The sequence below is a fragment of the Paenirhodobacter sp. YD-8 genome, from assembly GCF_056590935.1.
In genome coordinates this window covers 838986-864667 of sequence record NZ_CM152649.1, presented here as the reverse complement: position 1 = coordinate 864667, position 25682 = coordinate 838986, and the positions used below count along the sequence as shown (strand labels likewise).

Annotated in this window: 24 protein-coding genes; 19 read left to right on the top strand and 5 right to left on the bottom strand. The window is 67.3% G+C overall.

The genetic code is table 11. The annotated features are described in order from the left end of the window. Nucleotides 1–342, top strand: a complete 342-nt coding sequence (locus tag AC0QTQ_RS04250) for a cupin domain-containing protein (RefSeq protein ID WP_480258391.1) — start codon at nt 1–3, stop codon at nt 340–342. A gap of 82 nt (nt 343–424) precedes the next feature. Here the strand turns inward: AC0QTQ_RS04250 and AC0QTQ_RS04245 are convergent, their stop codons facing one another. The 3 genes from AC0QTQ_RS04245 to AC0QTQ_RS04235 form a co-directional block, all read right to left on the bottom strand. Then, nucleotides 425–589, bottom strand: coding sequence for a hypothetical protein (locus AC0QTQ_RS04245; protein WP_480258390.1), 165 nt, complete (start codon nt 587–589; stop codon nt 425–427). Nucleotides 590–1096: 507 nt separating this feature from the next. Beyond that, nucleotides 1097–1960 carry a L,D-transpeptidase gene (locus AC0QTQ_RS04240; protein ID WP_480258389.1) on the bottom strand — a complete coding sequence of 288 codons (864 nt, stop codon included), beginning with the start codon at nt 1958–1960 and terminating at the stop codon, nt 1097–1099. 171 nt (nt 1961–2131) lie between these two features. Continuing rightward, nucleotides 2132–4297, bottom strand: coding sequence for an esterase-like activity of phytase family protein (locus AC0QTQ_RS04235; protein WP_480258388.1), 2166 nt, complete (start codon nt 4295–4297; stop codon nt 2132–2134). 261 nt (nt 4298–4558) lie between these two features. Here AC0QTQ_RS04235 and dprA point away from each other — a divergent pair, with 261 nt between their 5' ends. The 7 genes from dprA (at nt 4559) to AC0QTQ_RS04200 (ending at nt 13113) form a co-directional block, all read left to right on the top strand. Further along, nucleotides 4559–5671 carry a DNA-processing protein DprA gene (gene dprA / locus AC0QTQ_RS04230; protein WP_480259192.1) on the top strand — a complete coding sequence of 371 codons (1113 nt, stop codon included), beginning with the start codon at nt 4559–4561 and terminating at the stop codon, nt 5669–5671. 128 nt (nt 5672–5799) lie between these two features. After that, complete coding sequence (gene topA, locus AC0QTQ_RS04225) at nt 5800–8421, top strand: type I DNA topoisomerase (protein WP_480258387.1); 2622 nt, start codon at nt 5800–5802, stop codon at nt 8419–8421. Between the two features lie 110 nt (nt 8422–8531). Then, on the top strand, nt 8532–9236 hold the full coding sequence (locus AC0QTQ_RS04220) for a CoA transferase subunit A (RefSeq protein WP_480257295.1): 705 nt from the start codon (nt 8532–8534) through the stop codon (nt 9234–9236). Next, nucleotides 9236–9880: a 3-oxoacid CoA-transferase subunit B gene (locus tag AC0QTQ_RS04215; RefSeq protein WP_480258386.1), complete on the top strand. Its 645-nt coding sequence runs from the start codon at nt 9236–9238 to the stop codon at nt 9878–9880. The genes AC0QTQ_RS04220 and AC0QTQ_RS04215 overlap by 1 nt, the downstream gene beginning before the upstream one ends. A 209-nt stretch (nt 9881–10089) precedes the next feature. After that, entirely contained in the window at nt 10090–11076 is a 987-nt protein-coding gene (locus tag AC0QTQ_RS04210; RefSeq protein WP_480258385.1) for a lysylphosphatidylglycerol synthase transmembrane domain-containing protein, read from the top strand. Between the two features lie 10 nt (nt 11077–11086). Then, nucleotides 11087–12382, top strand: a complete 1296-nt coding sequence (locus AC0QTQ_RS04205) for an FAD-binding protein (RefSeq protein WP_480258384.1) — start codon at nt 11087–11089, stop codon at nt 12380–12382. Continuing rightward, nucleotides 12382–13113, top strand: a complete 732-nt coding sequence (locus AC0QTQ_RS04200; RefSeq protein WP_480258383.1) for an SDR family NAD(P)-dependent oxidoreductase — start codon at nt 12382–12384, stop codon at nt 13111–13113. The genes AC0QTQ_RS04205 and AC0QTQ_RS04200 overlap by 1 nt, the downstream gene beginning before the upstream one ends. A 135-nt stretch (nt 13114–13248) precedes the next feature. On the opposite strand, the gene AC0QTQ_RS04195 is transcribed toward AC0QTQ_RS04200, so the two are convergent. Both AC0QTQ_RS04195 and AC0QTQ_RS04190 read right to left on the bottom strand, forming a co-directional pair. Next, nucleotides 13249–14682 carry a UbiA family prenyltransferase gene (locus tag AC0QTQ_RS04195; protein WP_480258382.1) on the bottom strand — a complete coding sequence of 478 codons (1434 nt, stop codon included), beginning with the start codon at nt 14680–14682 and terminating at the stop codon, nt 13249–13251. A 2-nt stretch (nt 14683–14684) separates the two neighbouring features. Continuing rightward, a complete protein-coding gene (locus AC0QTQ_RS04190) occupies nt 14685–15554 on the bottom strand; it encodes a lytic transglycosylase domain-containing protein (protein WP_121534944.1) in 870 nt (289 codons plus the stop codon). Between the two features lie 346 nt (nt 15555–15900). On the opposite strand from AC0QTQ_RS04190, the gene AC0QTQ_RS04185 reads away from it, so the two are divergent. From AC0QTQ_RS04185 to AC0QTQ_RS04135, 11 genes are all read left to right on the top strand, one after another. Continuing rightward, nucleotides 15901–16086, top strand: coding sequence for a hypothetical protein (locus AC0QTQ_RS04185; protein WP_480258381.1), 186 nt, complete (start codon nt 15901–15903; stop codon nt 16084–16086). 248 nt (nt 16087–16334) lie between these two features. Next, nucleotides 16335–16520, top strand: a complete 186-nt coding sequence (locus AC0QTQ_RS04180; RefSeq protein WP_480258380.1) for a hypothetical protein — start codon at nt 16335–16337, stop codon at nt 16518–16520. Between the two features lie 243 nt (nt 16521–16763). Beyond that, nucleotides 16764–16910, top strand: a complete 147-nt coding sequence (locus AC0QTQ_RS04175; RefSeq protein ID WP_480258379.1) for a hypothetical protein — start codon at nt 16764–16766, stop codon at nt 16908–16910. 51 nt (nt 16911–16961) lie between these two features. Then, nucleotides 16962–17831 (top strand): Flp pilus assembly protein CpaB, encoded by an 870-nt coding sequence (cpaB, locus tag AC0QTQ_RS04170; RefSeq protein WP_480258378.1) that lies wholly within the window; start codon nt 16962–16964, stop codon nt 17829–17831. Nucleotides 17832–18011: 180 nt separating this feature from the next. Further along, entirely contained in the window at nt 18012–19445 is a 1434-nt protein-coding gene (locus AC0QTQ_RS04165) for a type II and III secretion system protein family protein (RefSeq protein WP_480258377.1), read from the top strand. Nucleotides 19446–19448: 3 nt separating this feature from the next. After that, complete coding sequence (locus tag AC0QTQ_RS04160) at nt 19449–20117, top strand: OmpA family protein (RefSeq protein WP_480258376.1); 669 nt, start codon at nt 19449–19451, stop codon at nt 20115–20117. Between the two features lie 230 nt (nt 20118–20347). Continuing rightward, entirely contained in the window at nt 20348–21610 is a 1263-nt protein-coding gene (locus tag AC0QTQ_RS04155; protein ID WP_480258375.1) for a CpaE/TadZ family protein, read from the top strand. 23 nt (nt 21611–21633) lie between these two features. Beyond that, nucleotides 21634–23112, top strand: coding sequence for a TadA family conjugal transfer-associated ATPase (locus AC0QTQ_RS04150; RefSeq protein ID WP_480258374.1), 1479 nt, complete (start codon nt 21634–21636; stop codon nt 23110–23112). A 9-nt stretch (nt 23113–23121) separates the two neighbouring features. Beyond that, on the top strand, nt 23122–24090 hold the full coding sequence (locus AC0QTQ_RS04145; RefSeq protein WP_480258373.1) for a type II secretion system F family protein: 969 nt from the start codon (nt 23122–23124) through the stop codon (nt 24088–24090). 10 nt (nt 24091–24100) lie between these two features. Continuing rightward, nucleotides 24101–25102: a type II secretion system F family protein gene (locus AC0QTQ_RS04140; RefSeq protein ID WP_480258372.1), complete on the top strand. Its 1002-nt coding sequence runs from the start codon at nt 24101–24103 to the stop codon at nt 25100–25102. After that, on the top strand, nt 25102–25665 hold the full coding sequence (locus AC0QTQ_RS04135; protein WP_480258371.1) for a tetratricopeptide repeat protein: 564 nt from the start codon (nt 25102–25104) through the stop codon (nt 25663–25665). Before AC0QTQ_RS04140 ends, AC0QTQ_RS04135 begins: the two co-directional genes overlap by 1 nt. Nucleotides 25666–25682 lie beyond the last annotated feature (17 nt).

The window sequence follows — 25682 nt, the reverse complement described above, 5'->3', positions numbered from 1 at the left end:
ATGCTGCTCGAAGCGCTCACCCCCGCCGCGGCGGAGCCCGAAGTCACCCGCCCCGATCCCGCGAAACTGGTCGAGGGCGATCCCGTCCACACCACCTGGAACGTCGAGGACGAGAACGGGCTTTACTGCGGCATCTGGCAGTCGACGCCGGGGGCCTGGCGCGCCTCCTACGAGGAGTGGGAATACTGCCGCATCCTGACCGGCCGCGCGGTGATCGAGGGCGACGACGGCAGCCGGCTCGAGGTCGGCCCCGGCGATGCCTTCGTGCTGCGCCCGGGCTTTTCCGGCATCTGGCGAGTGCTCGAGACCCTGCGCAAGGATTACGTCATCCTCTATCGCTGAGCGGCGCGGGCTTTTCCGAGGCGCTGCGGGAAGGCGAGGCGAACGGAGCGGACGTTGGGCGGAGATGCTACCGGTGCAATGCTCAGGTCGAGTTGTTGCGCATATTCCTGATCGCGGGGCGAAGCCACACCACGAACGCCGCAAGCGCCAAGCAGGGGATCATCGCTTTCCAAAAGTCTAGCCAGTTGAAGAGACTAAAGCCGATAACACCCTTGGCGACACAGAAGCCCGCAACCATTGCGGTCATCATATTCACCTTACGCTTGATTGAATATTCCATGGGTATCGCAAGTGAGGCGACACCTGCTGCACAGATCATGGTGCCAATCGCCAAAATCCTCAGACGCTGGAATACCGGTGGCGCGCTATTTTTCTATCATCTTATGTAATTTGGGACCCGCATCAGCTTCTTCAGAGAGGACAAGGATAAGGAAATCGGCTGAAGCTCGGTGTGCTTCCTGCCTCATCCCCAACGATGCGTAGAAGAGCACCGTCGCCGCGACGACGGGAAGCACGAAAACAAAAATGTAGCGCATATTTCTGCCTGGTCTAAAATACCAAGGGTCGTCCCATCGTCACGTGGAAGTGTGCCCCGTGAAGTTCAGCAAGGCAACACGCAACTCTCGGTCACATGCTGATGTACTGCCTTTGACCGGCAGCCAAAGGCTCAGATCGAAACAGTCAGAAAGTCCATCGGGGCCACGCCGGCCCCGAGGAGAAATGGAAGCAAGGCGTCCCCCGAATCCGCCACGCATCAATTCGTGCCGTGCAGCTGCGCCTCACGCTCCTCGGCCGAGGCGACGGCGGCCTCGTGCTGTTCCTGCTCGACCTGCGAGTAATCCTGGATCTGCCCGGCCTCATAGGCGGCCTGATCGGCGGCGATCGCCTCGGCGTCGGCGGCGGGCACGACATAGCCGGTGTGCAGCTCGACCACCGGCCCTTCCATCGCCAGGCTCTCCTCACGCGAGCGGACCTTGACCTTGGTGCCCAGCTCGGTCTCGTCGAACATGTCGATGATGTCCTGGTTGAACAGCCGGATGCAGCCTGCCGAGGTGGCCTTGCCGATCGAGGACGGGTCCATCGTGCCGTGGATGCGGTAATAGGTATCCTTGCCGTTCCGGTAGAGGTAAAGCGCGCGCGCCCCGAGCGGGTTGTCGAGCCCGCCCGGAAGCCCGCCCGCGAGCGGCCCGTAGAGGTCGGGGTCGTTGCGGATCATGTTCTTCGTCGGCGTCCAGGACGGGTATTCGACCTTGCGCGAGATCACTGCATTGCCGGAAAAGCCCTTGCCCGCCTTGCCCACGGCGATGCCGAAACGCATCGCCCGGCCGGGCGAGACAACGTGATAGAGAAGCCGCGCATAGGGGTCGACGACGATCGTGCCCGGCTCCTCGGGGCCGGTGTAATCGACCCAGCGGCGGCGGTTGCGGTCATTGAGGTAATGCGGATTGACCGCCGGGATCACCCGGTCCTCGTCGGGCCGCGACTGATACTCGGGCGGCACCGCCGAACTCGACGACACGGTGGCGGGCGTCATCGGCTGTTGCGCGCAGCCCGCAAGGGCCGCCACCAGCAACACGGGAAACACGATCGCATGACGACGCAGCGAGACAGACAGCACGGCAACACCTGTTCCTGAAAACCATTCGGGCCGACGCGACGTCAGCCTTTTCCCAAGAAAGGCCATCGCCACCTCCGTTGGTCAAGTCCCGTGCGTGCGTTCCGGTTCCATCAAATGTGAAAATGGCCCGGAAACCACAGGGTTTCCGGGCCAATCGAGCTTTTTCCGGCGTCACTCGACCGTGCCGACCGGGAAGAACAGGGTCTCGCCCGAGCTGTCGTCGACGCCGTCGTTGTCGGTCACCACCCAGCCGGTGCCGGCCGCGTCGACGGTGAAGCCCTCGACCTTGTCGACGACATAGCCGCCCGTGGCCTTCAGGTCGGGGATCAGGTCGCGCACCTCTTCCTTCGCCACCACCGGCAGCTCGGAGCCGAGCGGCGCCGCGACCAGATCGGCGCGCTTCACCCGGTAGAGCCGCTTCACCACGGCCTTGTCGCCGATCAGGTTGTCGCGCTCGATCACATAGGCCCAGTCCCCGTGGAAGGTCAGCTCGGACAGCCCCATCCAGCCCTCGCCCTTCGGCTCGAGCGGATAGTGCACCGCGCCCCATTCCTTGGTCTCGGTGTTGTAGGACACGAGCTTGACCATCCCCTTCGGGTCGTCCTTCCACTCGCGCTGCACCGCCATCCACAGCGTGTCGCCGTCCTTCGCGATGCCCTCGAAGCCGAAGCGGGTCTCGACCGCGGCGAGCTCCGGCGGCAGGCCGACCTGCTCCTTGATCTTGCCCTTGGCGTCGACATGCAGCAGCCCGTGCGGCACCATCTTGGCACTGTTGCCCTCGGTCGACAGCCAGAAGCCACCCTTGCCGTCGGGCGTGATGCCCTCGAGGTCGGTCAGCTGCGCCGGCGCGCCGTCGCGGGTGATGTCGAGCGCGGCGACGATCTTGGCGGGTTTCTGGGTGGTGTCGATGGTGAAGATCCGCGGTTCGGCCGAATAGAAGCTGTCCGAGATCGTGTAGAGGATGCCCGCCTTTTCGGGATCGGCGGCAAGACCCGAAAGCGCGCCCCAGCCGATCAGCGGGTCAGAGCCCGCCGAGGTCAGCATCGGATAGGCGGCCGGCGCCTCCTGCCGCTGATAGATCATCACATGCGCCCGCGCCGCGCCGTCGGCGCCCAGATCGGTCTCGTTCGCCGAGACCAGCAGGTTGCGCTCGGGGATCGCGATATAGCCTTCCGGCCCGATGCCCGAGGGCAGGAGCTGCAAAAGCTTCGGCGCCGCCGGATCGGTGCCGTCATAGACGCCGACGACCGAGCCGCGTTCCGAACCGATGAAGATCAGCTTCTGACCGCCGAAGGTGCCGGTCTCGACCGACTCGGGCTCGACGCCCTTCTTGCCGGCACGCTTGTCGGGGAAATGCCCGATCGCCGCCACCGCGCGTTCGAAGCTGTTGCCGCTGTCATAGACCATCGTGCCGTCCTTGGCGAAGATCGTCCAGCCGCGGGTGCCGCCCTTCCAGTCGCCCTCGTTGGCGATGGCGATATGGTCGTCGTCGATCCATTTCACCGCGTCGGGTTCGCGCGCGATGTTCTCGATCTTGCCGGTGAAGTCGAGCTTGCCGTCCTTCTTGGTGTCGATCCCCTCGACCGTCGCGGTGCCGGCGCCGAAGGCCTTGGCCACCTTGCCGTCGGCACCGACGATGACGATCGCGTTGTTCTCCTGCAGGGTCAGCGCGATCTCGCCCTTGCCGTTGATGTCGACGAATTCGGGCTCCGGGTCCTCGCCGGCGATCTCGGACAGCCCGGTCACGTCGATCGTCTGCAGCGCGCCGCAATCGGGCAGGCCCTTCTTCAGCGGCAGCTTGACCAGAGTGCCCGCCGGCATCTGCGGCAGCGCGCCATCGTTCAGCTCCTCGTCACGCTCGTTCTCGATCGCGATGGCGAGGAACCGGCCGTCCTTCGATTTCGCGATGGAATCGGGCTGACCGCCGAGATCGCAGCTGGCCACCTCGGTCTTGGTCGCAAGGTCGACGACGTCGAGACGCCCCGACGGGTTGGCATAGCTTTCAGACGTGTTCACCGCGACGAAGGCCTTGCCGCCCAGCACCGTGACCGAGGTCGGCTCGCCCTTCACCGATACCTCGCCCAGCCCCTTCGGCGCCGCCGGGTCGGTGATGTCGATCAGACCGATCACGCCCGCCGGGCTGTCGGTGTAGACGAGCGTCATGCCGTCCTCGGTCGCCGAGATGATCTCGGCCGAGGTCTCGCGCGCGGCATCGGTGCCGGCGGGGGTGTTGTCGGCCACCGGGAAGGCGGCGATGCGGTTGAAATTCATCTCGGCCAGGGCCGGAAGCGCGGTGGTCAGGGCAAGAACGCCGCCGAGCGTCAGTCGCAGGATCATCGGATGCTCCGTCAATTACGTGATGCGCTGCGGATGCCCGGCGCGGGTAACAGCGGAGCGACGTGCAGGTGACGTTTCGGTAACGCGGCCGTGATCGGCGCCCGCGGAGGCATTTTGCGGGTGTCACACACACTCCGGGCGCGCACATGTCGAATCATGTTCATCCCAGGGTTGATTCGCAAACCTTCCGTTAACTCTTCGCCGGAATGCTGGAGGAGCGACGGGGCGAAGATCGGAGGAAGCAGCGTGTTTTCTGGTCCCATGCCCGATACCCCGCCGATCACGGAAGCGGAAACGCTGTCCCGTCTCCGCCTGGCGCGGTCCCGCCGTGTCGGCGCCACCACCTTTCACCGCCTACTGGCCGAACATGGCAGCGCCGAGGCCGCCCTTGCCGCCCTGCCCGCGATTGCCCGCGCCGCCGGGGCCGAGGGCTATGAGCCCTGCCCCGAGGGCGTCGCGCGGGCCGAGCTTGCGGCCGGCCGGCGTGCCGGGGCGCGGCTTCTGCCCTTCGGTGCGCCGGGCTACCCGCCGGCGCTCGACGATCTCGACGATGCGCCGCCGCTGCTGTGGGCGCTTGGCGATCCGGCGCTGGCTGCGCGGCCGATGGTCGCGCTTGTGGGCGCGCGCAACGCCTCGTCGCTCGGCCTGCGCATGGCGCAGCGGCTGGCGCGGGAGCTGGGCGCGGCGGGCTTCACCGTGGTCTCGGGCCTTGCCCGCGGCATCGACGCCGCAGCGCATGAGGCGGCGCTTGCCACCGGCACGATCGGTGTGCAGGCGGGCGGCATCGACGTGGTCTATCCAGCTGAAAACGCCACCCTTTCCGCCCGCATGGCGCGCGAGGGGCTGCGGCTGGCCGAGCTGCCCCCCGGCACACAGCCACAGGCGCGCCACTTCCCGCAGCGCAACCGTATCATCGCCGGGCTGGCCCGCGCGACGGTGGTGATCGAGGCCGCGGCGCGTTCGGGCAGCCTGCTGACGGCGCGCAACGCCCTTGATTACGGGCGCGAGGTGATGGCGGTGCCGGGCCATCCGATGGATGCGCGTGCCGCCGGCTGCAATCTGCTGATCCGCGACGGCGCGGTTCTGGTGCGCAATGCCGAAGACGTGATCGAGGCGCTTGGCGGCCCCGCGCCCGTCGCCTCCGGGCCAGCCCCGCCCCCTGTCGCGGCGCCGGTTCAGTCCCCGCTCCCGGGGCCGGAGACCGGCGCGGCCGAGGCCCGCATCCTGGCGGCCCTCGGCCCCAGTCCGACGCCCGAAGACCTGCTGTTGCGCAGCCTGGGCCTTGCCCCCGCGGAGCTGGCCCGGAGCCTCGTCCTGCTCGAGATCGAGGGGCGGGTGATCCGCCATCCCGGCGGGCTGCTGAGCCTTGGCTGACGCCCCCGGAGGCACAGGCACGAAAGCCCCGGCGGGAAAACCGCCTGTCGGTGCGTCATTGACAATCCCCCCCCAACGCCCACATGTTCCGCGCCCAAGTGCTGAACCTGCGCATTGAAGAGGAAGTCATGGCCGTCGTCGTTGTCGAATCTCCCGCCAAGGCCAAGACGATCAACAAATATCTGGGCTCCGATTACACGGTTCTCGCCTCTTTCGGCCATGTTCGCGACCTGCCGCCGAAGGATGGCTCGGTCGATCCCGAGCATGATTTCGAGATGAAATGGGAAGTCGGCGCCGACTCGAAGAAGCACATCAAGGCGATCACCGACGCGCTCGCTTCCGATGACGAACTGATCCTCGCAACCGACCCTGATCGCGAGGGAGAGGCGATCTCGTGGCACCTCGAACAGGCGCTCGAGAAGAAGCTGAAGGGCAAGAAGGTGTCGCGCGTCACCTTCAACGCGATCACCAAATCGGCGATCACCGAGGCGATGAAACACCCCCGCCAGGTCGACGGCCCGCTGGTCGAGGCCTATCTCGCCCGCCGCGCGCTCGACTATCTGGTGGGCTTCAACCTGTCGCCGGTGCTGTGGCGGAAACTCCCCGGCGCGCGCTCGGCCGGCCGGGTGCAATCGGTCTGTCTGCGCCTCATCGTCGAGCGCGAGATGGAAATCGAGGCGTTTCACGCCCGCGAATACTGGACTGTCACCGCCGAGCTGACCACGCCCCGCGGCCAGGTCTTCACCGCCCGGCTGACCGTTCTGGGCGGCAAGAAGCTCGACAAGTTCGACCTCGCCACCGCGACCGATGCGGAGCTGGCGGTGCAGGCCGTCACCTCGCGCGATCTGACGGTGAAGGCGGTCGAGGCGAAACCCGCCACCCGCAACCCCTACCCGCCCTTCATGACCTCGACCCTGCAGCAGGAGGCCAGCCGCAAGTTCGGCATGGGCGCCAAGGCCTGCATGTCGGCGGCGCAGCGGCTCTACGAGGCAGGCTACATCACCTACATGCGAACCGACGGCATCGACATGGCGCCCGAGGCGGTGATGGCCGCGCGCGACGAGATCAAGCGCCGCTTCGGCGAAAATTACGTGCCGTCGAGCCCGCGCATGTACAAGAACAAGGCGAAGAACGCGCAGGAGGCGCACGAGTGCATCCGGCCGACCGACATGTCGGCCAGCCCCGAGAAGCTCAAGCTCGCCGATGACCAGCGCAAGCTCTACGAGCTGATCTGGAAGCGCACCCTCGCCAGCCAGATGGCCGCCGCGGTGATGGAACGCACCACCGTCGACGTCGGCTCGGCCGATGGTCAGGTCGAGCTGCGCGCCACCGGCCAGGTCGTCACCTTCGACGGCTTCCTGAAGATCTACGATCAGGGACGCGACGACGACGAGGGCGAGGACGGCGCCCGCCTGCCGCAGATCATGCAGGGCGACCCCGCGAAGAAGAGCCAGATCACCCCCGAGCAGCACTTCACCCAGCCCCCGCCGCGCTACACCGAGGCGACGCTGGTCAAGCGCATGGAAGAGCTCGGCATCGGCCGGCCCTCGACCTATGCCTCGATCCTGACCACGATCGTCGACCGCGGCTATGTGCGCAAGGACAAGAACCGGCTCATTCCCGAGGACACCGGTCGCCTCGTCACCGCCTTCCTGACGAACTACTTCCGCCGCTACGTCGAATATGATTTCACCGCCGATCTCGAGGAACAGCTCGACGACATCTCGGCCGGCGACCGCGATTACAAGGACGTGCTGGCCCGCTTCTGGCGCGACTTCTCGGCGGCGATCGGCGAGACGTCGGAGCTGCGGATCTCCGAGGTGCTCGACAAGATCGACGAGGTTCTCGGCCCGCATCTCTATCCGCCGCGCCCCGACGGCACCGACCCGCGCGAATGCCCGGTGTGCCACAAGGGCCGTCTGCATCTGAAGACCGCGCGCTCTGGCGGCGCCTTCATCGGCTGCGGCAATTACCCCGAATGCCGCTACACCCGGCCGCTCTCGGCCCCGGGCGACGGCGAGGCGGCGGCGCTCGACGGCAAGGTTCTGGGCCATGACGAGGGCCAGCCGGTGACGCTGCGCATCGGCCGCTTCGGCCCCTATGTGCAGAAGGGCGAGGCGAGCGAAGAGGTGCCGAAACCGCCGCGCGCCAGCCTGCCGAAGGGCTGGTCCCCCGAGTCGATCGACCTCGAGCGCGCGCTGATGCTGCTGTCGCTGCCGCGGGTGATCGGCCCGCACCCCGAGGATGGCGAGCCGGTCGAGACCAATCTCGGCCGCTTCGGCCCTTACGTGAAATGGGGCAAGACCTATGCGAACCTGCCCGATGCCGAAGAGGTCTTCAGCATCGGCATGAACCGCGCCGTCGAGGTGCTGGCGCAAAAGCTCGCCCGCAGCCCGGGGCGTGGCGGGGCTGCCGCGCAGCCGCTCAAGGTGCTCGGCGAGCATCCCGAGGGCGGCGAGGTGCAGGTGATGCCCGGCCGCTACGGGCCCTATGTCAAATGGGGCAAGGTCAACGCCACCCTGCCGAAGGATGTCGAACCCGAGGCGGTGACGCTCGAGATCGCGCTGCCGCTGCTCGAGGCGAAGGCGGCGAAGGGCGGCAAGAAGAAAGCCGCACCGAAGAAGGCCGCACCGAAAAAGGCGGCGGCCAAGAAGCCCGCAGCGAAGAAGACCACCGCCGCCGCGAAGGCGCCCCCGGAGAAGGCCGCGCCGAAGAAAACCGCCGGCAAAGCCGACGCCGCGCCGGAATGATGCCTGTTGCGGCGGCGCGGCGGAGGGCCCGCGCCGCTGCGCAGCATCGCCGCGATTGACTCGCGCCCTCCCCTTGGTCACAAATTCCGCACAGGAAACGGGAGGATTTCATGAGAAAGATCTACGGCTCGGCGTCGGAGGCCCTGGACGGGCTTCTGGTCGACGGGATGACGATTGCGGCGGGCGGGTTCGGCCTGTGCGGCATTCCGGAACTTCTGATCGACGCGCTGGTCGCAAGCGGGGTCAAGGACCTCACCATCGCCTCGAACAATTGCGGCGTCGACGGCTTCGGCCTCGGCAAGCTGCTCGACACCCGCCAGATCCGCAAGATGATCTCGTCCTATGTCGGCGAGAACGCGGAATTCATGCGCCAATACCTGTCGGGCGAGCTCGAGCTCGAATTCACCCCGCAAGGAACCCTGGCCGAGCGCATGCGCGCCGGCGGCGCCGGCATCCCGGGCTTCTACACCAAGACCGGCGTCGGCACCGTGGTCGCCGAGGGCAAGGAGCACAAGGACTTCGACGGCGTGACCTATATCCTCGAGCGCGGCATCGTCGCCGATGTCTCGATCGTCAAGGCCTGGAAGGCGGACGAGAGCGGCAACGCGATCTTCCGCAAGACCGCGCGCAACTTCAACCCGCCGGCGGCGATGTGCGGGCGCGTCTGCGTGATGGAGGTCGAGGAGATCGTGCCGACCGGCTCGATCGACCCCGACCTGATCCATCTGCCCGGGATCTACGTGCACCGGCTGATCCAGGGCACGCACGAGAAACGCATCGAACAGCGCACCGTGCGCAAGCGGGAGGCAGTGTGATGGCCGAGGTCGTGAAGGGCTGGGACCGCAACCAGATGGCCGCGCGCGCCGCGAAGGAGCTGCACGACGGCACCTATGTGAACCTCGGCATCGGCATCCCGACGCTGGTGCCGAACTTCATCCCCGCGGGGGTGAACGTGACGCTGCAGTCGGAGAACGGCATGCTCGGCATGGGCCCCTTCCCCTATGAGGGCGACGAGGATCCCGACCTGATCAACGCCGGCAAGCAGACGATCACCGAACTGCCGCAGACCGCCTATTTCGACAGCGCCACCAGCTTCGGCATGATCCGCGGCGGCAAGATCGCGATGGCGATCCTCGGCGCGATGGAAGTGAGCGAAAAGGGCGATCTGGCGAACTGGATGATCCCGGGCAAGCTGGTCAAGGGCATGGGCGGCGCGATGGACCTCGTCGCCGGCGTCAAGCGCGTCGTGGTGGTGATGGACCACACCAACAAGCACGGCGAGTCGAAGGTGCTGAAGGCCTGCACCCTGCCGCTGACCGGCCAGGGCGTGGTCGACCGGATCATCACCAATCTCGGCGTGCTCGATGTGACGCACAAGGGGCTGCACATCGTCGAGCTCGCCGATGGCGTGACCGAGGAGCAGCTGCGCGCCGCGACCGAGGCGACGATCGTCGACTGATCCGACCGCCGCGAAGGCCCCGCGCCACCGCGGGGCCTTCACATCCCATCCCGCCGGCGGCGCTTCCAATTGCCCCAAAATATCCCGGGGGTGAGGCCGAAGGCCGAGGGGGCAGCGCCCCCTCTCCCCCTCAGACCCGAAAGAAATTGTCTCCAATTCCGCAACAGCATCACAATTCCGCCTGAATCCCCGAGTATCCGGGACCAATGATGAGCCTCACACCCGACCTCTCCTGCCCCCCCCGCCGCCCCCGGCTGCGCGATCGGCTGCTGATCCCGGTGCTGCTGCTTGCGGTGCTGGGCGGGCTTGTGGGACTTGCCGCCGGGACCGGCTGGGACGAGATCCGCGAGCAGATCGGCGCCCTGCGCCCCTGGCAGCTCTGCGTGCTCCTCGGCCTCTCGCTCGCGAATTACCTTGCCCGGGCGGTGCGCTGGCACCGGCTGGCGCGCCGGCTCGGCCTGCCCACCGATCTCGCGCAGGACACCCGCCACTATCTGGGCGGCTTCGCGATGGCGGTGACGCCGGGTCGGGTGGGCGAGCTGGTGCGGATGCGCTGGCTGCGCCGCGAGACGGGCTGGAGCGCGACCCGCACCGCCCCGCTGGCGCTGATGGACCGGGCGGGCGATCTGGCCGCGATGGGGCTTTTGCTCGCACTCTCGCTCTCGCTCGCCGCCGGTGGCGTCGCCGGCGCGCTGCCGGTCACGGGGCTCGCGCTGGCGGCCGCGGTGATCGCCACCCGCCCGGCGCTTCTGACAGCGCTCGTCACGCTGGCCTTCCGTGCGCTCGGCCGCTTCCCGCGCGCCTTTGCCCGCGCCCGCGGCGCCGCACGCTCGCTTTCCCGCTTCAGCCATGGTCCGACCCTGACCCTTGCCCTCGCCCTCGGCCTTGCCGGCTGGGGCGCCGAGGCGTTTTCCTTCCACCTCCTGCTCGGCTGGATGGGCGCCGATGTCGGGCTGTGGAAGGCCGTCGCGATCTTCGTCTTCGCCACGCTCGCGGGCGGGCTCACCGGCGCACCGGGCGGGCTTGGCGGGGCCGAGGCGGCGATGGTCGCGCTGCTGTCCCTCGAAGGCGTGCCGCTCGCCGTCTCGGTCCCCGCAACGGCGCTGATCCGCCTCACCACGCTGTGGTTCGCGATCGCGATCGGCCTTGCGGCCTTCCCCATGGCCGAGCGCGCTTCCCTGAAAGCCCAAGGATAAGGGTCTGACAATGGACTGGAAACAGGCAGACTATACCGGTTGGGGGCGTGCCCTCAGCGCCCGCGGCGAAGTCGCCCGTCCCGAACGGCGCGCGGCGCTCACCGGCCTCGACGCCGCCCCCGCCTTCGGCATGCGCCGCTCCTATGGCGATGCGGCGCTGAACGCGGGCGGGCGGGCGATCGACATGACCCGTCTCGACCGGCTGCTCGGCTTCGAGCCCGAAACCGGGGTGCTCTCGGTCGAGGCCGGTGCGCGGATCGGCGATCTGGCGCAGGCCTTCGCGCCGCGCGGCTGGCTGCCCGCGGTGATGCCGGGCACCGGCTTTGCCACGGTGGGCGGCTGCATCGCACAGGACGTGCACGGCAAGAACCATCACCACGCCGGCAGCTTCGGCGTCCATGTCGCCGAGATCACCCTGCTGCAGGGCGAGACCGAGATCACTGTCGAGCCCGGCGCGCCGCTGTTCCGCGCGACGGTGGGCGGGCTTGGCCAGACCGGGGTGATCGTCGCGGCCAAGCTGCGCATGACCCCCTGCAAGGGCGACGTCATGCTGGTGACCGAGCGTCGCGCAAGGGACTGGGACGAACATCTCGCCTTCCTCGACGGCTCGACCGCCACCTATACCGTCGGCTGGATCGACGCGACGGCGACCGGCAAGGCGCTTGGCCGCGGCATCGTCGAGGAGGGAGAGACCGGCGCCGGCCTCGTCCGGCGGCGCGAAAAGGCCCGGCGCGTGCCGATGGATGCGCCGAATTTCGCGCTCTCCGCCCCGGTCGTGCATCTCTTCAACCGCGCCTATTACGGCCGGGTACCCGCCCGCGGCCGGACGCTGGTGAAGCCGATCGGCGATTTCTTCTTCCCGCTCGACAAGATCCACGACTGGAACCGGCTCTATGGCAAGCGCGGCTTCCACCAGTTCCAATGCGTCGTGCCGCTCGCCGCCGCGCCTGCGCTGCGCGAGATGCTGACCGAGATCGCGACCTCGGGCCTTGCCTCGCCGCTTGCCGTGCTCAAGCGCATGGGGCCCGGGCGCGCGGGCTTTCTCAGCTTCCCGATGGAGGGCTACACCCTCGCCGTCGACTTCCCGAACCGCGAGGCCGCCCGCGCCCTCATCGCGCGCCTCGAGGACCGCACCGCAGACGCCGGCGGGCGGCTTTACTTCGCCAAGGATGCGCTTGCCCGCGGCGCGCAGATCCGCGCGATGTATCCCGAGCTTTCCGACTGGCAGGCCGAGGTGGCCAGGGTCGATCCCGACCGCCGCTTTGAAACCGACCTTGTCCGCCGGCTGAACCTGAGGAACGCGTGATGGAAACCTGGATCCTCCTCGGCGCGACCTCGGCCATCGCCCGCGCCTTCGCCCGCCGCCTGTCGGCCGAGGGCGCCACCCTCGTCCTGGCCGGCCGCGACGAGGCCGAGCTTGAGGCGATCGCCGCCGATTGCCGGCTGCGCGGCGCAGCCGGGGCCGAGGTGCTGGCCTTCGACGCACGCGACCCGGCGGGCTATCCCGCGCTGATCGAGCGGCTCGCGGCGCAGGACGGCGTGCTGAACGCCGCCTCCTTCGTCGGCTCGATGCCCGAACAGGCGGCGATCGACGCCGAACCGCGGCTGATCGCCGGCGTCATCGCCGACAGCTTCACCGGCCCCGCGACCTTCCTGCAGATGCTCGCGCCGCTCCTCGAGGCGCGCGGCGCGGGCACGATCGTCGGCATCGGCTCGGTCGCGGGCGATCGCGGGCGGCTTGGCAATTACGTCTACGGCGCGGCGAAGGCGGGGTTTGCGACCTATCTGTCGGGCCTGCGCAACCGCTGCGCCCGCAAGGGCGTGCATGTGCTGACGGTGAAGCCGGGACCGGTCGACACCTCGATGACCTGGGGGATGAAGATGCCCTTCATGACCAGCCCCGAGGCCGTCGCCGCCGATATCGCCCGCGCGGTGAAACGCCGCCGCAACGTGATCTATTCGGCACCGATCTGGCGGCTGGTGATGGCGGTGATCCGGCTGATCCCCGAACCCGTCTTCAAGAAGATGTCGTTCTGAACGGGCAGGCAGCCGCGCTGCCGCAAGCGCCGGACGCCTCCGGCAAGAGGATTTGGGCCGGGAAGACCCCCGGCCCTTTTTCATGGCGGAAATACGCCCGGGGGTGCGGGGGCAGGCAGCCCCCGCCGCACCCGCTCAGCCGCCGAACCACTTCGCCCAGAGCCCGGCCGCCCAGAACATCAGGCTGAGCGTGATCATCAGCAGGCCAAGCCCGAACTTGTCCTTCATCGCGAAGACGATCGGGTCGTAATCCTGCTTGCCGAACCAGCCGAGCATCACCATCCGCACCAGCCACCAGCCCATCGGCAGCATGGCGAGCCACAGCAGCCAGGTGTCGGGGTAAAGCGCCTGTCCCTGCGGCGAGACCGAATAGAGGAAGAAGATCACCAGCGCCCCGGCGACACCGATCCCCGCGACGTTCAGCAGGTCGCCCCGGTCGGGCCGGCCATAGCCGCGCCCGGGCAGGCGCTCGTCGTTCTTCGCCAGTGTCAGCTCGGTCAACCGCTTCACGCAGCCAAGCGCGAGGAACACCGGGAAGACGAAGATCAGCATGTAGATCGAGACATCGACCTGCCCCGCCGCGGCCCCCGCCACGACGCGGATGGTATAAAGCGTGGCGAGCGTCGCGATATCGACCCAGCGCATCCGCTTGAGCTTGAGCGAATAGGCAAGCGACAGCGCCATGTAGAGCAGCACGACGCCGACAAAGCCCGCATTCAGCGCCGCGCCAAGGCCCAGCGCCAGCACGATCAGCCCGGCGCAGGCGATCATCCCCACCCGGATCGGCACCGCGCCCGAGGCAAAGGGCCGGCGGCATTTCGTCGGATGCAGCCGGTCCGCCTCGAGGTCAAGGAGGTCGTTGACGATGTAGATCGCCGAGGCCGCGGCCGAGAAGGCGATGATGCCGAAGAACACCGGCCAGAAGGTCGCGCCGTCGAAACGATGCGCCGCGATCAGCGGCAGCAGCAACAGCACGTTCTTCACCCATTGGTGCGGGCGCATCGCCTTCCACAGCGCCGCCGCGCTCCAGCCGCCGGGGACGCGCGCGACGGGCTGGCCAAGGGTCTCGAGCTGGGTGACCTCGGCCACCTCCCCCACCACCACCGCGGCCCGCGCGGCACGCCACACCGGCAGGTCGGCGGCCTCGTTGCCGGCATAGTCGAAGCCCGCACGGCCGAAGGCGTCGATCAGCGCGCCGGCCTTCGCCTCGCCCTTCAGGTTGGTGACCCCGTCCGAGGCGAAGACCCGCGCCGAAAGCCCGTAATCGGCGGCCAGCGCCGACACCAGACGCCGGTCCGAGGCGGAGGCAAGGCAGACCTCGATCCCCTCGGACATCGCCTCCTCGGCCATCGCCGCGATTTCGGGATTGACCGGCATCAGGTCGGTGCGCAGCGGCGCAATCTCGACCAGCGCGGCCTTCAGCCGCGCCGGATCGCGCGCGTGCCGCGCCGCCGCGGCGAGCGTGGCAAGCGGATCGCGGCCAAGCCCGGCCCAGAAGGTCTCGAACAACAGATCAGTTTTCAGGAACGTCCCGTCGACGTCCAGCACCAGCGGCCTGGTATCGGTCATGCTTATCCTTTCAGGGCGAAGACGCAGCCGTCCGTCACCAGCTCGGGCGGCGAGAGGCACAGCCCCCGCGCCACCTGCCAGGCGGCCAGCACCTTCGGCACGTAATCGCGCGTCTCGGCATAGGGCGGCACGCCCCCTGCCCGCTTCACCGCGTTCTCGCCGGCGTTGTAGGCGGCGATGACCATCAACGGGTCGCGGTCGAATTCCTTCATCAGCCAGTCGAGATAGGCCACCCCGCCGCGGATGTTCTTGCCCGGGTCGGTGCTGTCGTCGACGTCGAATCGCGTGGCCGTCGCGGGGATCAGCTGCATCAGCCCGACCGCGCCCGAGCGCGACACCGCATCCGGCCGCCCGCCCGATTCGGTCGAGATCACCGCAAGCACCAGCGCCGGCGAGACCTCGGTGCCGATCGTCGCCGCCAGGATGTCGCGGCCGTGGCGATCGGCGATGTCCTGCAGATGCGCCAGACGCGGCGCGCGCACGCTCTGCCCGCCCGGACCGGAGGAGAGCGCCTCAAGCGCCTTCTGGAACCGCCCGGCGCGGTCGCCAAGCGCCGGCGAGACCGCGGTCCAGTACCAGCCATAGGATGAGGGGGCGCCCTGCGGCATCACTCCGCCCGGGGTGATGATCTCGGCCCCCGGCATCCGGGTCACCGGCGCGAAGGGACGGGACGCGGCGGCGGCAAGCTCGCGCGCCTGTTCCTCGGGGTTGATCTGGATCGTCAGGAATCGCTTCGTGCCCGGCGCGGGCGGCAGAACGCGCTTGGGCTTGAAAAAGTTCACGGTGGGGGTGTCATGGCGCACTTCGGCACCGACCGGCGCGGCCAGAACTGCCGCGCAGACCAAGATACTCGCTGCCCATCTGCTGCGCATCTGCGCTGTCCTGCTCGTTACGGGTCTGCTGCCCTTTGCTCCCTTATCCGTGAAAATCGCGAAAAAATCCAGAAGAACGGAGCGGAATCGGGCATCCGGGAGTGCGATTCGCAGCCAATCCGCCACGTGCAGAGCAAAAGCCAATGGCATTGCCACAATTATATCTTTTATTTTCAATGACCTGATGCCAGTCCGCCAAAAGTCTTCATTTTTCGTAAAAACGCCCGGCAGCTGCCCCAATCGAGCCACGATCGGGGAGCTAACTGCACTCATCCCGCAAGGCGAAGCGCCAAGGTCGAAAGTGGCAGCCGAAGCGCGGAGCAACCAGATCCCAGGAGAGACAGACATGAAATTCTTCAAATTCGCCCGCAAGATCCGCACCGAAGAAGACGGCGCCGTGACCGTTGACTGGGTCGTGCTGACCGCCGCTGTCGTCGGCCTCGGCGCCGCCGCGCTGCTGACCATCAGCACCAACACCAAGACTGCGGCCGGCAAGATCGGCAGCTACCTCGCCACGGTCAGCGTGAACTGAGGCGATCTTCTCGCATGAGATCAGGGCCGTGCCGAAAGGCGCGGCCCCTTTCGCATGTCCATGCCGCCACCACCCCCACCCAGTCGCGAGCGCCTCCTCCGCAAACGCCGCAAAGAAGAGCGCAATCAGCCCAAATCAGGACAAGATTCGCCGGCAAAACATCTCCATACCGCGATGCAGGGGCCGAGCAGAGGTGCCCATGACGGCACCGCGGCACCCCGCAACCTGACCCCCAAAGGAGAGATCCCATGAACTTCTTCAAACTCGCCCGCAAGATCCGCACCGAAGAAGACGGCGCCGTGACCGTTGACTGGGTCGTGCTGACCGCCGCCGTCGTCGGCCTCGGCGCCGCCGCGCTGCTGACCATCAGCTCGAACACCAAGACTGCGGCCGGCAAGATCGGCAGCTACCTTGCCACGGTCAGCGTGAACTGAGGCGACGCGCCTGCATGAGATTGGGGATGCGCCGAAAGGCGCACCTCCCTTCGCGTGAGAGGCCCGGTCCGGGCACCGGTTCCCGAGGTGCCCGCCCCTGCCGCAATACTGCGGTCGCAGGTTCTGGAAATTCTCGTGCGCGTGTTTTCCGCGACGTCCCCATACCCGCCCCGGCAGAGGAGAGGTGCATTCATGAGACTGTTTCCGCACTGGCTTCGGAGGCTCCGTTCCGAAGAGGGGGCCGTGACTGTCGACTGGGTCGTGCTGACGGCCCTGCTGGTCCCGCTCGGCATGGTGGTCGGCACCCTGATCTGGGGCCCGACTGAAAATGCCGCCGAACATATCGCAAGTTTCATCGGAGCACAGACGACGCTGGTGCCCGGCAACTGATGGCATGCTCCCGGCAGCCGCCGGCCGCCCCCGCAGCGAAGGAAGTGTGAAATGCGACTCATCGTCGTTCTTGTCCTGGCTCTCGGCGTCTCGCTCGCCGGCGTCGCGGTCTACATGTTTCAGGGACAGCTGACGCAGTTCCAGCAGCAGCGCGACATGCTGATGGCCATTCAGGAGAAGATCCCTCCGCTGACCGATGTCGTCGTCGCCAAGCGCGCGCTGAAATACGGCGAACGCTTCACCATCGCCGATCTCGACATCGCCAAGGTCCAGGCCGACAAGGTGCCCGACGGCGTCTTCCACCTGCTGACCGCGAAACAGGGCACGCCCGAGGCCCAGGTCGCCGCCTTCCTCGAAGGCGAGACGCGGCCGCGCGCGGCCCTGCGCTCCTACGAGGCGAACGAGCCGATTCTCGGCACCAAGATCACCGTTCCGGGCGTCGATGCCGGGATCATGGCCAATCTCGCCCCCGACATGCGCGCCTTCACCATCCAGGTCGACGTCGCTTCGGGCGTGTCGGGCTTCCTGCGGCCGGGTGACCGCGTCGACGTCTACTGGTCGGGCACCGTCAACAACGAGCCGGTGACGAAGCTGATCGACACCAACCTGCCGCTGATCGCCATTGACCAGAGCGCCGATGCCGACCGCAGCGAGGAAACCAAGATCGCCCGCACCGTCACCGCCGAGGTCACCCCCGAGCAGGTCGCGGCGCTGACGCTGGCGCAATCGACCGGGAAACTCACCCTGTCGCTCGTCGGGATGAAGAACACCGCCGAGCTCGGCGCGATCGAGATCGACCGCGACAAGCTTCTGGGCATCCAGGCGCAGGAAGCGGTGAAGGTCGAGGCGCCCAAGGTCTGCACGATCACGACCCGCAGGGGCGGCGAGGCGGTCGAGACGCAGATCCCCTGCGCGAACTGACCCCGGCCGATCCGCCGCCCGCCCCGGCCCCTGCCGGGGTGCGTGAATTTCACCTCACAATCGGTTGATTCTTGCAATAATTAACGCTTTCCGGCACAGTCGGTCGGAAGTGGGCATGCAAGACCCAGAAACGGACGCGCGTTCCGGGCAGTGTGACGTGATCGGAGAGGCAGGATCACAATGAAGATCAAGGGTTTCCTGAGGGCCTGCGCGGTCGGCGTCGCGCTTGGATGTGGTGTCGTGCCGATGGCCCAGGCCGAGACGCTGCGGGTGATGTCGGGCTCGACCTCTGCCCCGCTGAGCGTGCCGATGAACCGCGCCGTGGTGGTCGAAAGCGATCAGCCCTTCTCGGAACTGTCGATCGCCAACCCCGGCATCGCCGACATCACCACCCTCTCCGACAAGACGATCTACGTGCTCGGCAAGCTGCCCGGCCGCACCACGATGACCATCCTCGGGCCGGACGGGAAGCTGATCTCGAACGTCGAGGTGCAGGTCACCCCCGACATCGCCGAGTTCAAGGAACGGCTGAAGCAGATCCTGCCCGGCGAGAGCATCGAGGTGCGCACGGCGAACGACGGCATCGTGCTGTCGGGCACCGTCTCCTCGGCCGCCAAGCTCGACCGCGCGCTCGATCTGGCCAAGCGCTATGCGGGCGACCGCGTTTCCAACCTGATGACCGTCGGCGGCACGCAGCAGGTGATGCTGAAGGTCCGCTTTGCCGAGATGCAGCGCTCGGTCTCGAAGAACCTCGCCGCCTCTCTGGGCGTGCGCGGCACCGTGGGCGGCGGCAGTGCCCAGACGGGGGTGATCACCGGCACCGGCAACTTCGGCTCGGCCACCGCGATCAACAATGCCTTCGACAACGGCACCATGCCGCTTTCGGGCGGCGGCAAGGGCGCGCTCGGGCTCGGCTTCACCGCCGGCAACCTCGAATTCGCGGTGCTGCTCGAGGCGCTCGAATCGAAGGGCATGGTGCGCACCCTCGCCGAGCCGAACCTGACCGCGCTCTCGGGCCAGCAGGCGAAGTTCCTCGCCGGCGGCGAATATCCGATCCCGGTGATCGACTCGACCTCCGGCGGCATCTCGATCGAATACAAGCCCTTCGGCGTCGAGATGGCGTTCACCCCCCGCGTCGTTGACGGCGACCTGATCAACCTCGAGATCGCGGCGTCGGTCTCGGCCATCGACACCTCGGTGACGATGTCGAACGGCAGCTTCTCGGTGAACGCCTTCAAGAAGCGCGAGACCTCGACCACCGTCGAGATGCGCGACGGCGAAAGCTTTGCCATCGCCGGCCTCCTGCAGGACGACTTCAACGACCTGAACGACCAGATCCCGTGGCTCGGCGACGTGCCGGTTCTGGGCGCGCTGTTCCGCTCGACCTCGTTCGAGCGCAAGCAATCCGAACTGGTGATCATCGTCACGCCGCACCTTGTCCAGCCGACCCGCGGCGAGGCCTTGGCGCTGCCGACCGACCGGGTCCGGCTGCCGAGCGAGAAGGAGCTGTTCCTGTTCGGCAAGACCGCGGGCTCCGGCGCGCCGACCTCCGGCCCGGCAGCCGAGGTTGCCAAGCAGGACTTTTCCGGCTCCTATGGCTATGTGATGGAGTAAGCGATGGAACGGGAACGTCCGGCACTGCGGTTTGGCCTGATCCTGGCAGCGGCCCTCGCGCTGGCGGGCTGCACCTCCGATCGCGAGGTCGGCTCCGATTACGAGGGCGGCGGCTTCGGCAACGCCACGATGAACAACACCCTGATGATGAGCGGCGAACGCAACATCGCCATCAGCCTGACGAAGAAATTCGCCGCCGATGTGCAGAACACGGTGAACTTCGCCTTCAACTCCTCGACGCTCGACGGCCAGGCACAGGAGATCCTGCGCCGCCAGGCGGACTGGATCCGGCAGTTCCCCGAGGTGCGCTTCCGTGTCTATGGCCATACCGACCTTGTCGGCTCGGATGCCTACAACAAGGCGCTCGGCCTGCGCCGCGCCCAGGCGGTGGTCGCCTTCCTGACCTCGCAGGGGATCTCGCGCGCCCGGCTCGAGGCGGTCGTGTCCTTCGGCAAGACCCAGCCGCTGGTCTACACCCAGGCCCCGAACGAGCAGAACCGCCGCACCGTGACCGAGGTCTCGGGTCTGATGGCACGCACCCCGCAGCTGCTGAACGGCAAATATGCCGAGGTGATCTTCCGCGAATACGTGAGCGGCGCGACGCAGATCCCCACCAACCGGGTCAACAACCAGAACGCGGCGGGTGTCGGCATGGCAGGCGGCGGCAACTGAGCCTCACGCAAAACGTCAACAGTCGGGGCGGGCTTTGCAACAAAGCCCGCCCCTTTGCTTTGATCGTCGCCCGATACCCCACAATTGGAACAATCCGGCCCCAATGTCGCCCAGATTGACCGCGACCTTGAGCGCAGACGGAAAGGCACGACATCCGAGTCGTGCCCGGATCGCATCCGCGCCGGCCTCCCGGCCCCGGCTGCGGAACGCGCAACAAAGGACGTGAGGCAATGACTGCAGCAGCTGTACTGACCCCGGAACCGGCACCGATCGTGGCCTGCACCGTGTCCCGCGACGTCTCGAACTTCGATCTGCTGATCGAGGACATGGAAGCCGAGCTGGGCGAAAGCTGGGGCGACCTCAGCTTTGACGATGCGGTCGTGTTCCTTGGTCAGCCGGATGCGCAGACGCTCGAATTCATCGCCATCGCCATCGACAATGACGACGAGGACGACCTTGCCCGGATCTCGGGCATCATCACCGAGGCGAAGAACCGCGGCATCCGCGTGATCCTGATCGCCGAGGAGGTGAGCCCGATCGCCCTGCATCAGCTGCTGCGTCTTGGCGCCGACGATTTCGTTCCCTACCCGCTGCCCGAAGGGGCGCTGCACGAGGCGATCGAGCGGCTCGGCCAGTCCGAACTGCCGCCCGAACTGCCCGCCCATGCCGCACCGCCGGCCTTCAAGCCGACCGGCGGACGCAACGGCGCGGTGCTCGCCGTGCACGGGCTCGCGGGCGGGGTCGGGGCCACCACCTTCGCGGTCAACCTGGCCTGGGAACTCGCCAATCCCGAAGCGAGCAAGAAGAACCCGGTGACGCCGCCGCGGGTCTGCATCCTCGATTTCGACTTCCAGTATGGCTCGGTCGCGACCTATCTCGACCTGCCCCGCCGCGAGGTGATCTTCGAGCTGCTCTCGGACACCGCGCAGATGGATGCCGACAGCTTCAGCCAGGCGCTGCTGACCTTCAACGACAAGCTGCACGTGCTGACCGCGCCCTCCGACATGCTGCCGCTCGACATCGTCAGCGGCGAGGACATCGAGCGGCTGATCGAGATGGCGCGGACCAATTTCGACTATGTCGTGATCGACATGCCGAAGACGGTGGTGAGCTGGACCGAGACGGTGCTGAACCAGGCCCATGTCTACCTTGCCCTGCTCGAACTCGACATGCGCTCGGCGCAGAACGCGCTGCGGATGATCCGCGCGCTCAAGGCCGAGGGGCTCGCCACGGAAAAGCTGCGCTACATCCTGAACCGGGCACCGAAATTCACCGACCTGAACGGCAAGTCGCGGGTCAAGCGGCTGGCCGAAAGCCTCGATATCGCGATCGAGGTGCAGCTGTCGGATTGCGGCAAGCTGGTGACCCAGGCGAATGACCACGGCCTGCCGCTCGCGCTCAGCGCGGCCAAGGCGCCGCTGCGCCGCGACATCCAGAAGATCGCCCAGTCGGTGATCGAACGCAACCAGCAGGAGGCGGAAGCCGCCGCCTGAGTCCGCGCGTCCGGAGGTAGATGATGTTCTCCCGCTACAAGAAATCCACGCCTGCCACCCGGACCGCCGCGCCCGCCGCGGCCCCTGCCGCGGCTTCGGCCGCCGGTGCCACGCCGCCGCCGCTTCCGCTGCCGAAGACCGAGGCCGCCAAGCACGCCACGGTGCACCGCAAGCCCACGCCCGCCGCGGCCGCGCCCGCCCAGGTGGTGCAGGCCGAGAAGGACCGCAAGCGCAAGGAGCGCATGGGGGAGCTGAAGGTCGAGCTGCACAAGCGCCTGCTCGAGAACCTTAACCTCGCCGCGCTCGAACACGCCTCCGAGGCCGAGCTCAAGGCCGAGATCGCCGCGATCTCGAACGAGGCGATGTCCGAGATGTCGGTGGCGCTGAACGCGACGGAACGGCAGACGCTGTACCAGGAGCTCTACGACGAGGTGATGGGCCTCGGCCCGCTCGAACCGCTGCTGAAGGACGAGACCGTCTCGGATATCCTCGTCAACGGCCCGCAGCAGATCTTCGTGGAACGCAGCGGCAAGCTGCAGCTGACCGACGTCACCTTCAAGGACGAGAAGCACCTGCTGCGGATCATCGACAAGATCGTTTCCGCCGTCGGCCGCCGCGTCGATGAATCGAACCCCTATGTCGACGCCCGCCTTGCCGACGGCTCGCGCTTCAACGCGATGGTGCCGCCGGTCGCCGTCGACGGCTCGCTCGTCTCGATCCGAAAGTTCAAGAAGGACAAGCTCGGCATCGACGACCTCGTCCGCTTCGGCGCCTTCACCGAGGAGATGGCCGCCTATCTGCAGGCCGCCGTGGCCACCCGGCTGAACGTCATCGTCTCGGGCGGGACGGGCTCGGGCAAGACGACGACGCTGAACGCGCTCAGCTCCTTCATCGACAACTCCGAACGCATCCTGACGATCGAGGACACGGCCGAACTCCAGCTGCAGCAGACCCACGTGGGCCGGATGGAAAGCCGCCCGGCCAACGTCGAGGGCCGCGGCGCCGTCACCCAGCGCGACTGTCTGAGAAACGCCCTGCGGATGCGGCCTGACCGCATCATCGTCGGCGAAACCCGCGGCGAGGAAGTCATCGACATGCTGCAGGCGATGAACACCGGCCACGACGGCTCGATGACCACGATCCACGCCAACTCGGCGCGCGACGCGGTCTCGCGCCTCGAGAACATGATCGCGATGTCGGGCATCGACATGCCGATCAAGGCGATGCGCTCGCAGATCGCCTCGGCCGTCAACCTGATCGTGCAGGCCTCGCGCCTGCAGGACGGCTCGCGCCGCATGGTCTCGATCACCGAGGTGACGGGGATGGAGGGCGAGGTGATCTCGATGCAGGAAATCTTCCGCTACGAGCGGCTGGGGCTGGCCCCCGACGGCAAGATCATCGGCCGCTTCACCGCGACCGGCGTGCGCTCGCATTACTCGGAACGCTTCCGGCAATGGGGCTACGACCTGCCGGCCGCGATCTACGAACCCGTCCAGGACTGAGGTGACGCCATGGTGATTTCCCCAACCCCGATCATCTACGGCCTAATCTTCGTCGCCGTCATCCTGCTCGTCGAAGGCATCTACCTGCTGGCCTTCGGCAAGTCGATCTCGCTCAACCGCAAGGTCAACCGCCGACTCGAGATGCTCGACAAGGGCGTGCGCCGCGAGGAGGTGCTCGAACGTCTGCGCAAGGAGGCGACGCAGCACCTGACCTCGAAGGGGATCCCGCTCTATTCGATGCTCGCCTCGAAGGCGCAGAAGGCCAACATCGCCTTCTCGCCGAAGATGCTGGTCGGGATCATGGCGCTGCTGTGCGTCGTGGCCTTCCTCGGCCTGTCGATCGGCACAGACACGAGCGCGCCGGTGCGCGTCGCACTGTCGGTGGCCATGGGCGTCGGCGGCATCTATTTCTGGGTCTCGTCGAAGGCCTCGAAGCGGATCAAGCTCGCCGAGGAACAGCTGCCTGACGCAGTCGAGCTGATCGTGCGCGCGCTGCGCGTCGGCCACCCCTTCTCCTCGGCGATCCAGACCGTCGCGCGCGAGATCCCCGACCCGCTCGGCACCGAATTCGGCATCATCGCCGACGAGGCCGCCTATGGCCGCAACGTCGTCGACAGCCTGCGCGATCTGGCCGAGCGGCTCGACATGCAGGACCTGCGCTTCCTCGCCGTGGCGGTGTCGATCCAGCAGACCTCGGGCGGCAACCTCGCCGAGGTGCTCGATGGCCTTGCCAAGGTGATCCGTGCCCGGTTCCGGCTGTTCCGCCGCGTCCGCGCCATCACCGCCGAGCCGAAATGGTCGGGCATGTTCCTGTCGGGCTTTCCGCTGGCCGTGCTGCTGGTCATCCAGATCGTCGCGCCCGACTATTACGACACGGTGAAGGACACGCCGCAGTTCATGCCCGCGGCGCTGATCGTCTTCGCCCTGCTCGGCGCGAACATGCTGTTCATGAAGATCATGACCACGATCAAGGTCTGAGGAGGCCCCGATGAGCGACATCCTGAACATGTTGACGGGCGCCTTCGGTCCGATGGGCCCGGTTCTCGCCATGGCGGTGATCGGCCTTCTGCTTGTCGTCGCCACCCTGCCCGCGCTGCTGAAGAAGCAGGCCGACCCGCTCGACAAGCTGCGCGCGGCAAGCGAGGCCCCCGCCCCGGCGCAGGGCGCCGCCCGTGGCAAGGGCAAGCCGCAGAAACTGCGCGCCGATCAGGGCTCGGACAAGCTCGACAAGTATGCGGGCTTCCTCGAGCCGAAGAACAAGGACGAGATGACCGAGGCGCGCAAGTGGCTGCATCGCGCGGGTTATCGCAGCCCCTCGGCGGTGCGCACCTTCCACGCGATCCAGTTCGCGATGGGGCTCGGGCTGCTCGGGCTCGGCATCGCCTATGCGCTTTACATGAACACCGTCGGCCCGACGCCGCTGACCCCCACGCAGATGATCCTCTATGTGCTGCTGCCCGGCGCCTTCGGCTACATCGCGCCGAAACGCTGGGTGAACAACCGCGTCAAGGCCCGCACCCAGGAAATCCAGGACGGCTTTCCCGACGCGCTCGACATGCTGCTTGTCTGCGTCGAGGCGGGCCAGTCGCTTGACCAGGGCATCGTGCGCGTCGCCAAGGAGCTGCAAAGCTCCTACCCGGCGATGGCCGAGGAATTCGAGACCATCGCGCACGAGATCAAGGCCGGCCTCGACAAGGCCGTCGTGCTGCGCGCCTTCGGCGAGCGCTCCGGGGTGAGCGACGTGATGTCCTTCACCACGGTGATGATCCAGAGCCAGCAGTTCGGCACCTCGATCGCCGACGCGCTGCGCCTGTACGCCGCCGACATGCGCGACAAGCGCGTGATGCGCGCCGAGGAGGCGGCGAACAAGATCCCGACGAAGATGACGCTCGGCACGATGATGTTCACCGTCCCGCCGCTGCTGATCATTCTTGTCGGCCCCTCGGTCCATGATATGATTGAGAACTTCAAGTCAATCGGCGTTCAGTGATGGTCCGTTTCCCGCGCAGCCCGGCGCTGGCTGCCCTGCTTCTGTGTCTTCTGGCCGCCTGCACGGGCGGCCTTTCGACCCCGAAGAACAGCCCCTATGCCCCCGGGGCCGCGCAGGGCGACGGCGTCGACGGGCTGATCGTCGGCCATCGGCTGATGGCGGCGGGGGAATACGAACTGGCGCTCAAGGCCTATTACCGCGCCGCGGCCGAACACGGGGCGAATGCCGACGTGCTCTCGGCGATCGGCTCGGCCGATCTCAAGCTCGGCCGGCTGAACCAGGCCGAACAGATGCTGCGCCGCGCGGTCGAGGAGGACCAGACCTTCGTGCCCGCCTGGAACAACCTCGGCGTCGTGCTGATGGAGCGTGGCAAGGTGCCCGAGGCCGCGCGCGTGTTCCAGACCGCCTATGCGCTCGACAGTGGCCAATCGGACGCGATCCGGGAAAACCTGCGCCTCGCGCTCGCAAAGATGGAGAAACCCGCCTATGATCCGCCGCAGGACAAGCCGTTCAAGCTGGTCCGGCGCGGGGCTGGCGAATACCTTCTGCTGACCCGGCAATGAGGTACGAGCAAGAAGGA

What these genes read in the sequence shown, in the direction of transcription:
- AC0QTQ_RS04185 (WP_480258381.1), top strand. Translation starts at nt 15,901, where the DNA reads ATGAAATTCTTCAAATTCGCCCGCAAGATCCGCACCGAAGAAGACGGC.
- AC0QTQ_RS04150 (WP_480258374.1), top strand. Translation starts at nt 21,634, where the DNA reads ATGTTCTCCCGCTACAAGAAATCCACGCCTGCCACCCGGACCGCCGCG.
- AC0QTQ_RS04195 (WP_480258382.1), bottom strand. Translation starts at nt 14,682, where the DNA reads ATGACCGATACCAGGCCGCTGGTGCTGGACGTCGACGGGACGTTCCTG.
- AC0QTQ_RS04250 (WP_480258391.1), top strand. Translation starts at nt 1, where the DNA reads ATGCTGCTCGAAGCGCTCACCCCCGCCGCGGCGGAGCCCGAAGTCACC.
- cpaB (WP_480258378.1), top strand. Translation starts at nt 16,962, where the DNA reads ATGCGACTCATCGTCGTTCTTGTCCTGGCTCTCGGCGTCTCGCTCGCC.
- AC0QTQ_RS04180 (WP_480258380.1), top strand. Translation starts at nt 16,335, where the DNA reads ATGAACTTCTTCAAACTCGCCCGCAAGATCCGCACCGAAGAAGACGGC.
- AC0QTQ_RS04200 (WP_480258383.1), top strand. Translation starts at nt 12,382, where the DNA reads ATGGAAACCTGGATCCTCCTCGGCGCGACCTCGGCCATCGCCCGCGCC.
- AC0QTQ_RS04190 (WP_121534944.1), bottom strand. Translation starts at nt 15,554, where the DNA reads ATGCGCAGCAGATGGGCAGCGAGTATCTTGGTCTGCGCGGCAGTTCTG.
- dprA (WP_480259192.1), top strand. Translation starts at nt 4,559, where the DNA reads ATGCCCGATACCCCGCCGATCACGGAAGCGGAAACGCTGTCCCGTCTC.
- AC0QTQ_RS04160 (WP_480258376.1), top strand. Translation starts at nt 19,449, where the DNA reads ATGGAACGGGAACGTCCGGCACTGCGGTTTGGCCTGATCCTGGCAGCG.
- AC0QTQ_RS04215 (WP_480258386.1), top strand. Translation starts at nt 9,236, where the DNA reads ATGGCCGAGGTCGTGAAGGGCTGGGACCGCAACCAGATGGCCGCGCGC.
- AC0QTQ_RS04145 (WP_480258373.1), top strand. Translation starts at nt 23,122, where the DNA reads ATGGTGATTTCCCCAACCCCGATCATCTACGGCCTAATCTTCGTCGCC.
- topA (WP_480258387.1), top strand. Translation starts at nt 5,800, where the DNA reads ATGGCCGTCGTCGTTGTCGAATCTCCCGCCAAGGCCAAGACGATCAAC.
- AC0QTQ_RS04220 (WP_480257295.1), top strand. Translation starts at nt 8,532, where the DNA reads ATGAGAAAGATCTACGGCTCGGCGTCGGAGGCCCTGGACGGGCTTCTG.
- AC0QTQ_RS04210 (WP_480258385.1), top strand. Translation starts at nt 10,090, where the DNA reads ATGAGCCTCACACCCGACCTCTCCTGCCCCCCCCGCCGCCCCCGGCTG.
- AC0QTQ_RS04165 (WP_480258377.1), top strand. Translation starts at nt 18,012, where the DNA reads ATGAAGATCAAGGGTTTCCTGAGGGCCTGCGCGGTCGGCGTCGCGCTT.
- AC0QTQ_RS04245 (WP_480258390.1), bottom strand. Translation starts at nt 589, where the DNA reads ATGACCGCAATGGTTGCGGGCTTCTGTGTCGCCAAGGGTGTTATCGGC.
- AC0QTQ_RS04235 (WP_480258388.1), bottom strand. Translation starts at nt 4,297, where the DNA reads ATGATCCTGCGACTGACGCTCGGCGGCGTTCTTGCCCTGACCACCGCG.
- AC0QTQ_RS04140 (WP_480258372.1), top strand. Translation starts at nt 24,101, where the DNA reads ATGAGCGACATCCTGAACATGTTGACGGGCGCCTTCGGTCCGATGGGC.
- AC0QTQ_RS04205 (WP_480258384.1), top strand. Translation starts at nt 11,087, where the DNA reads ATGGACTGGAAACAGGCAGACTATACCGGTTGGGGGCGTGCCCTCAGC.
- AC0QTQ_RS04135 (WP_480258371.1), top strand. Translation starts at nt 25,102, where the DNA reads ATGGTCCGTTTCCCGCGCAGCCCGGCGCTGGCTGCCCTGCTTCTGTGT.
- AC0QTQ_RS04155 (WP_480258375.1), top strand. Translation starts at nt 20,348, where the DNA reads ATGACTGCAGCAGCTGTACTGACCCCGGAACCGGCACCGATCGTGGCC.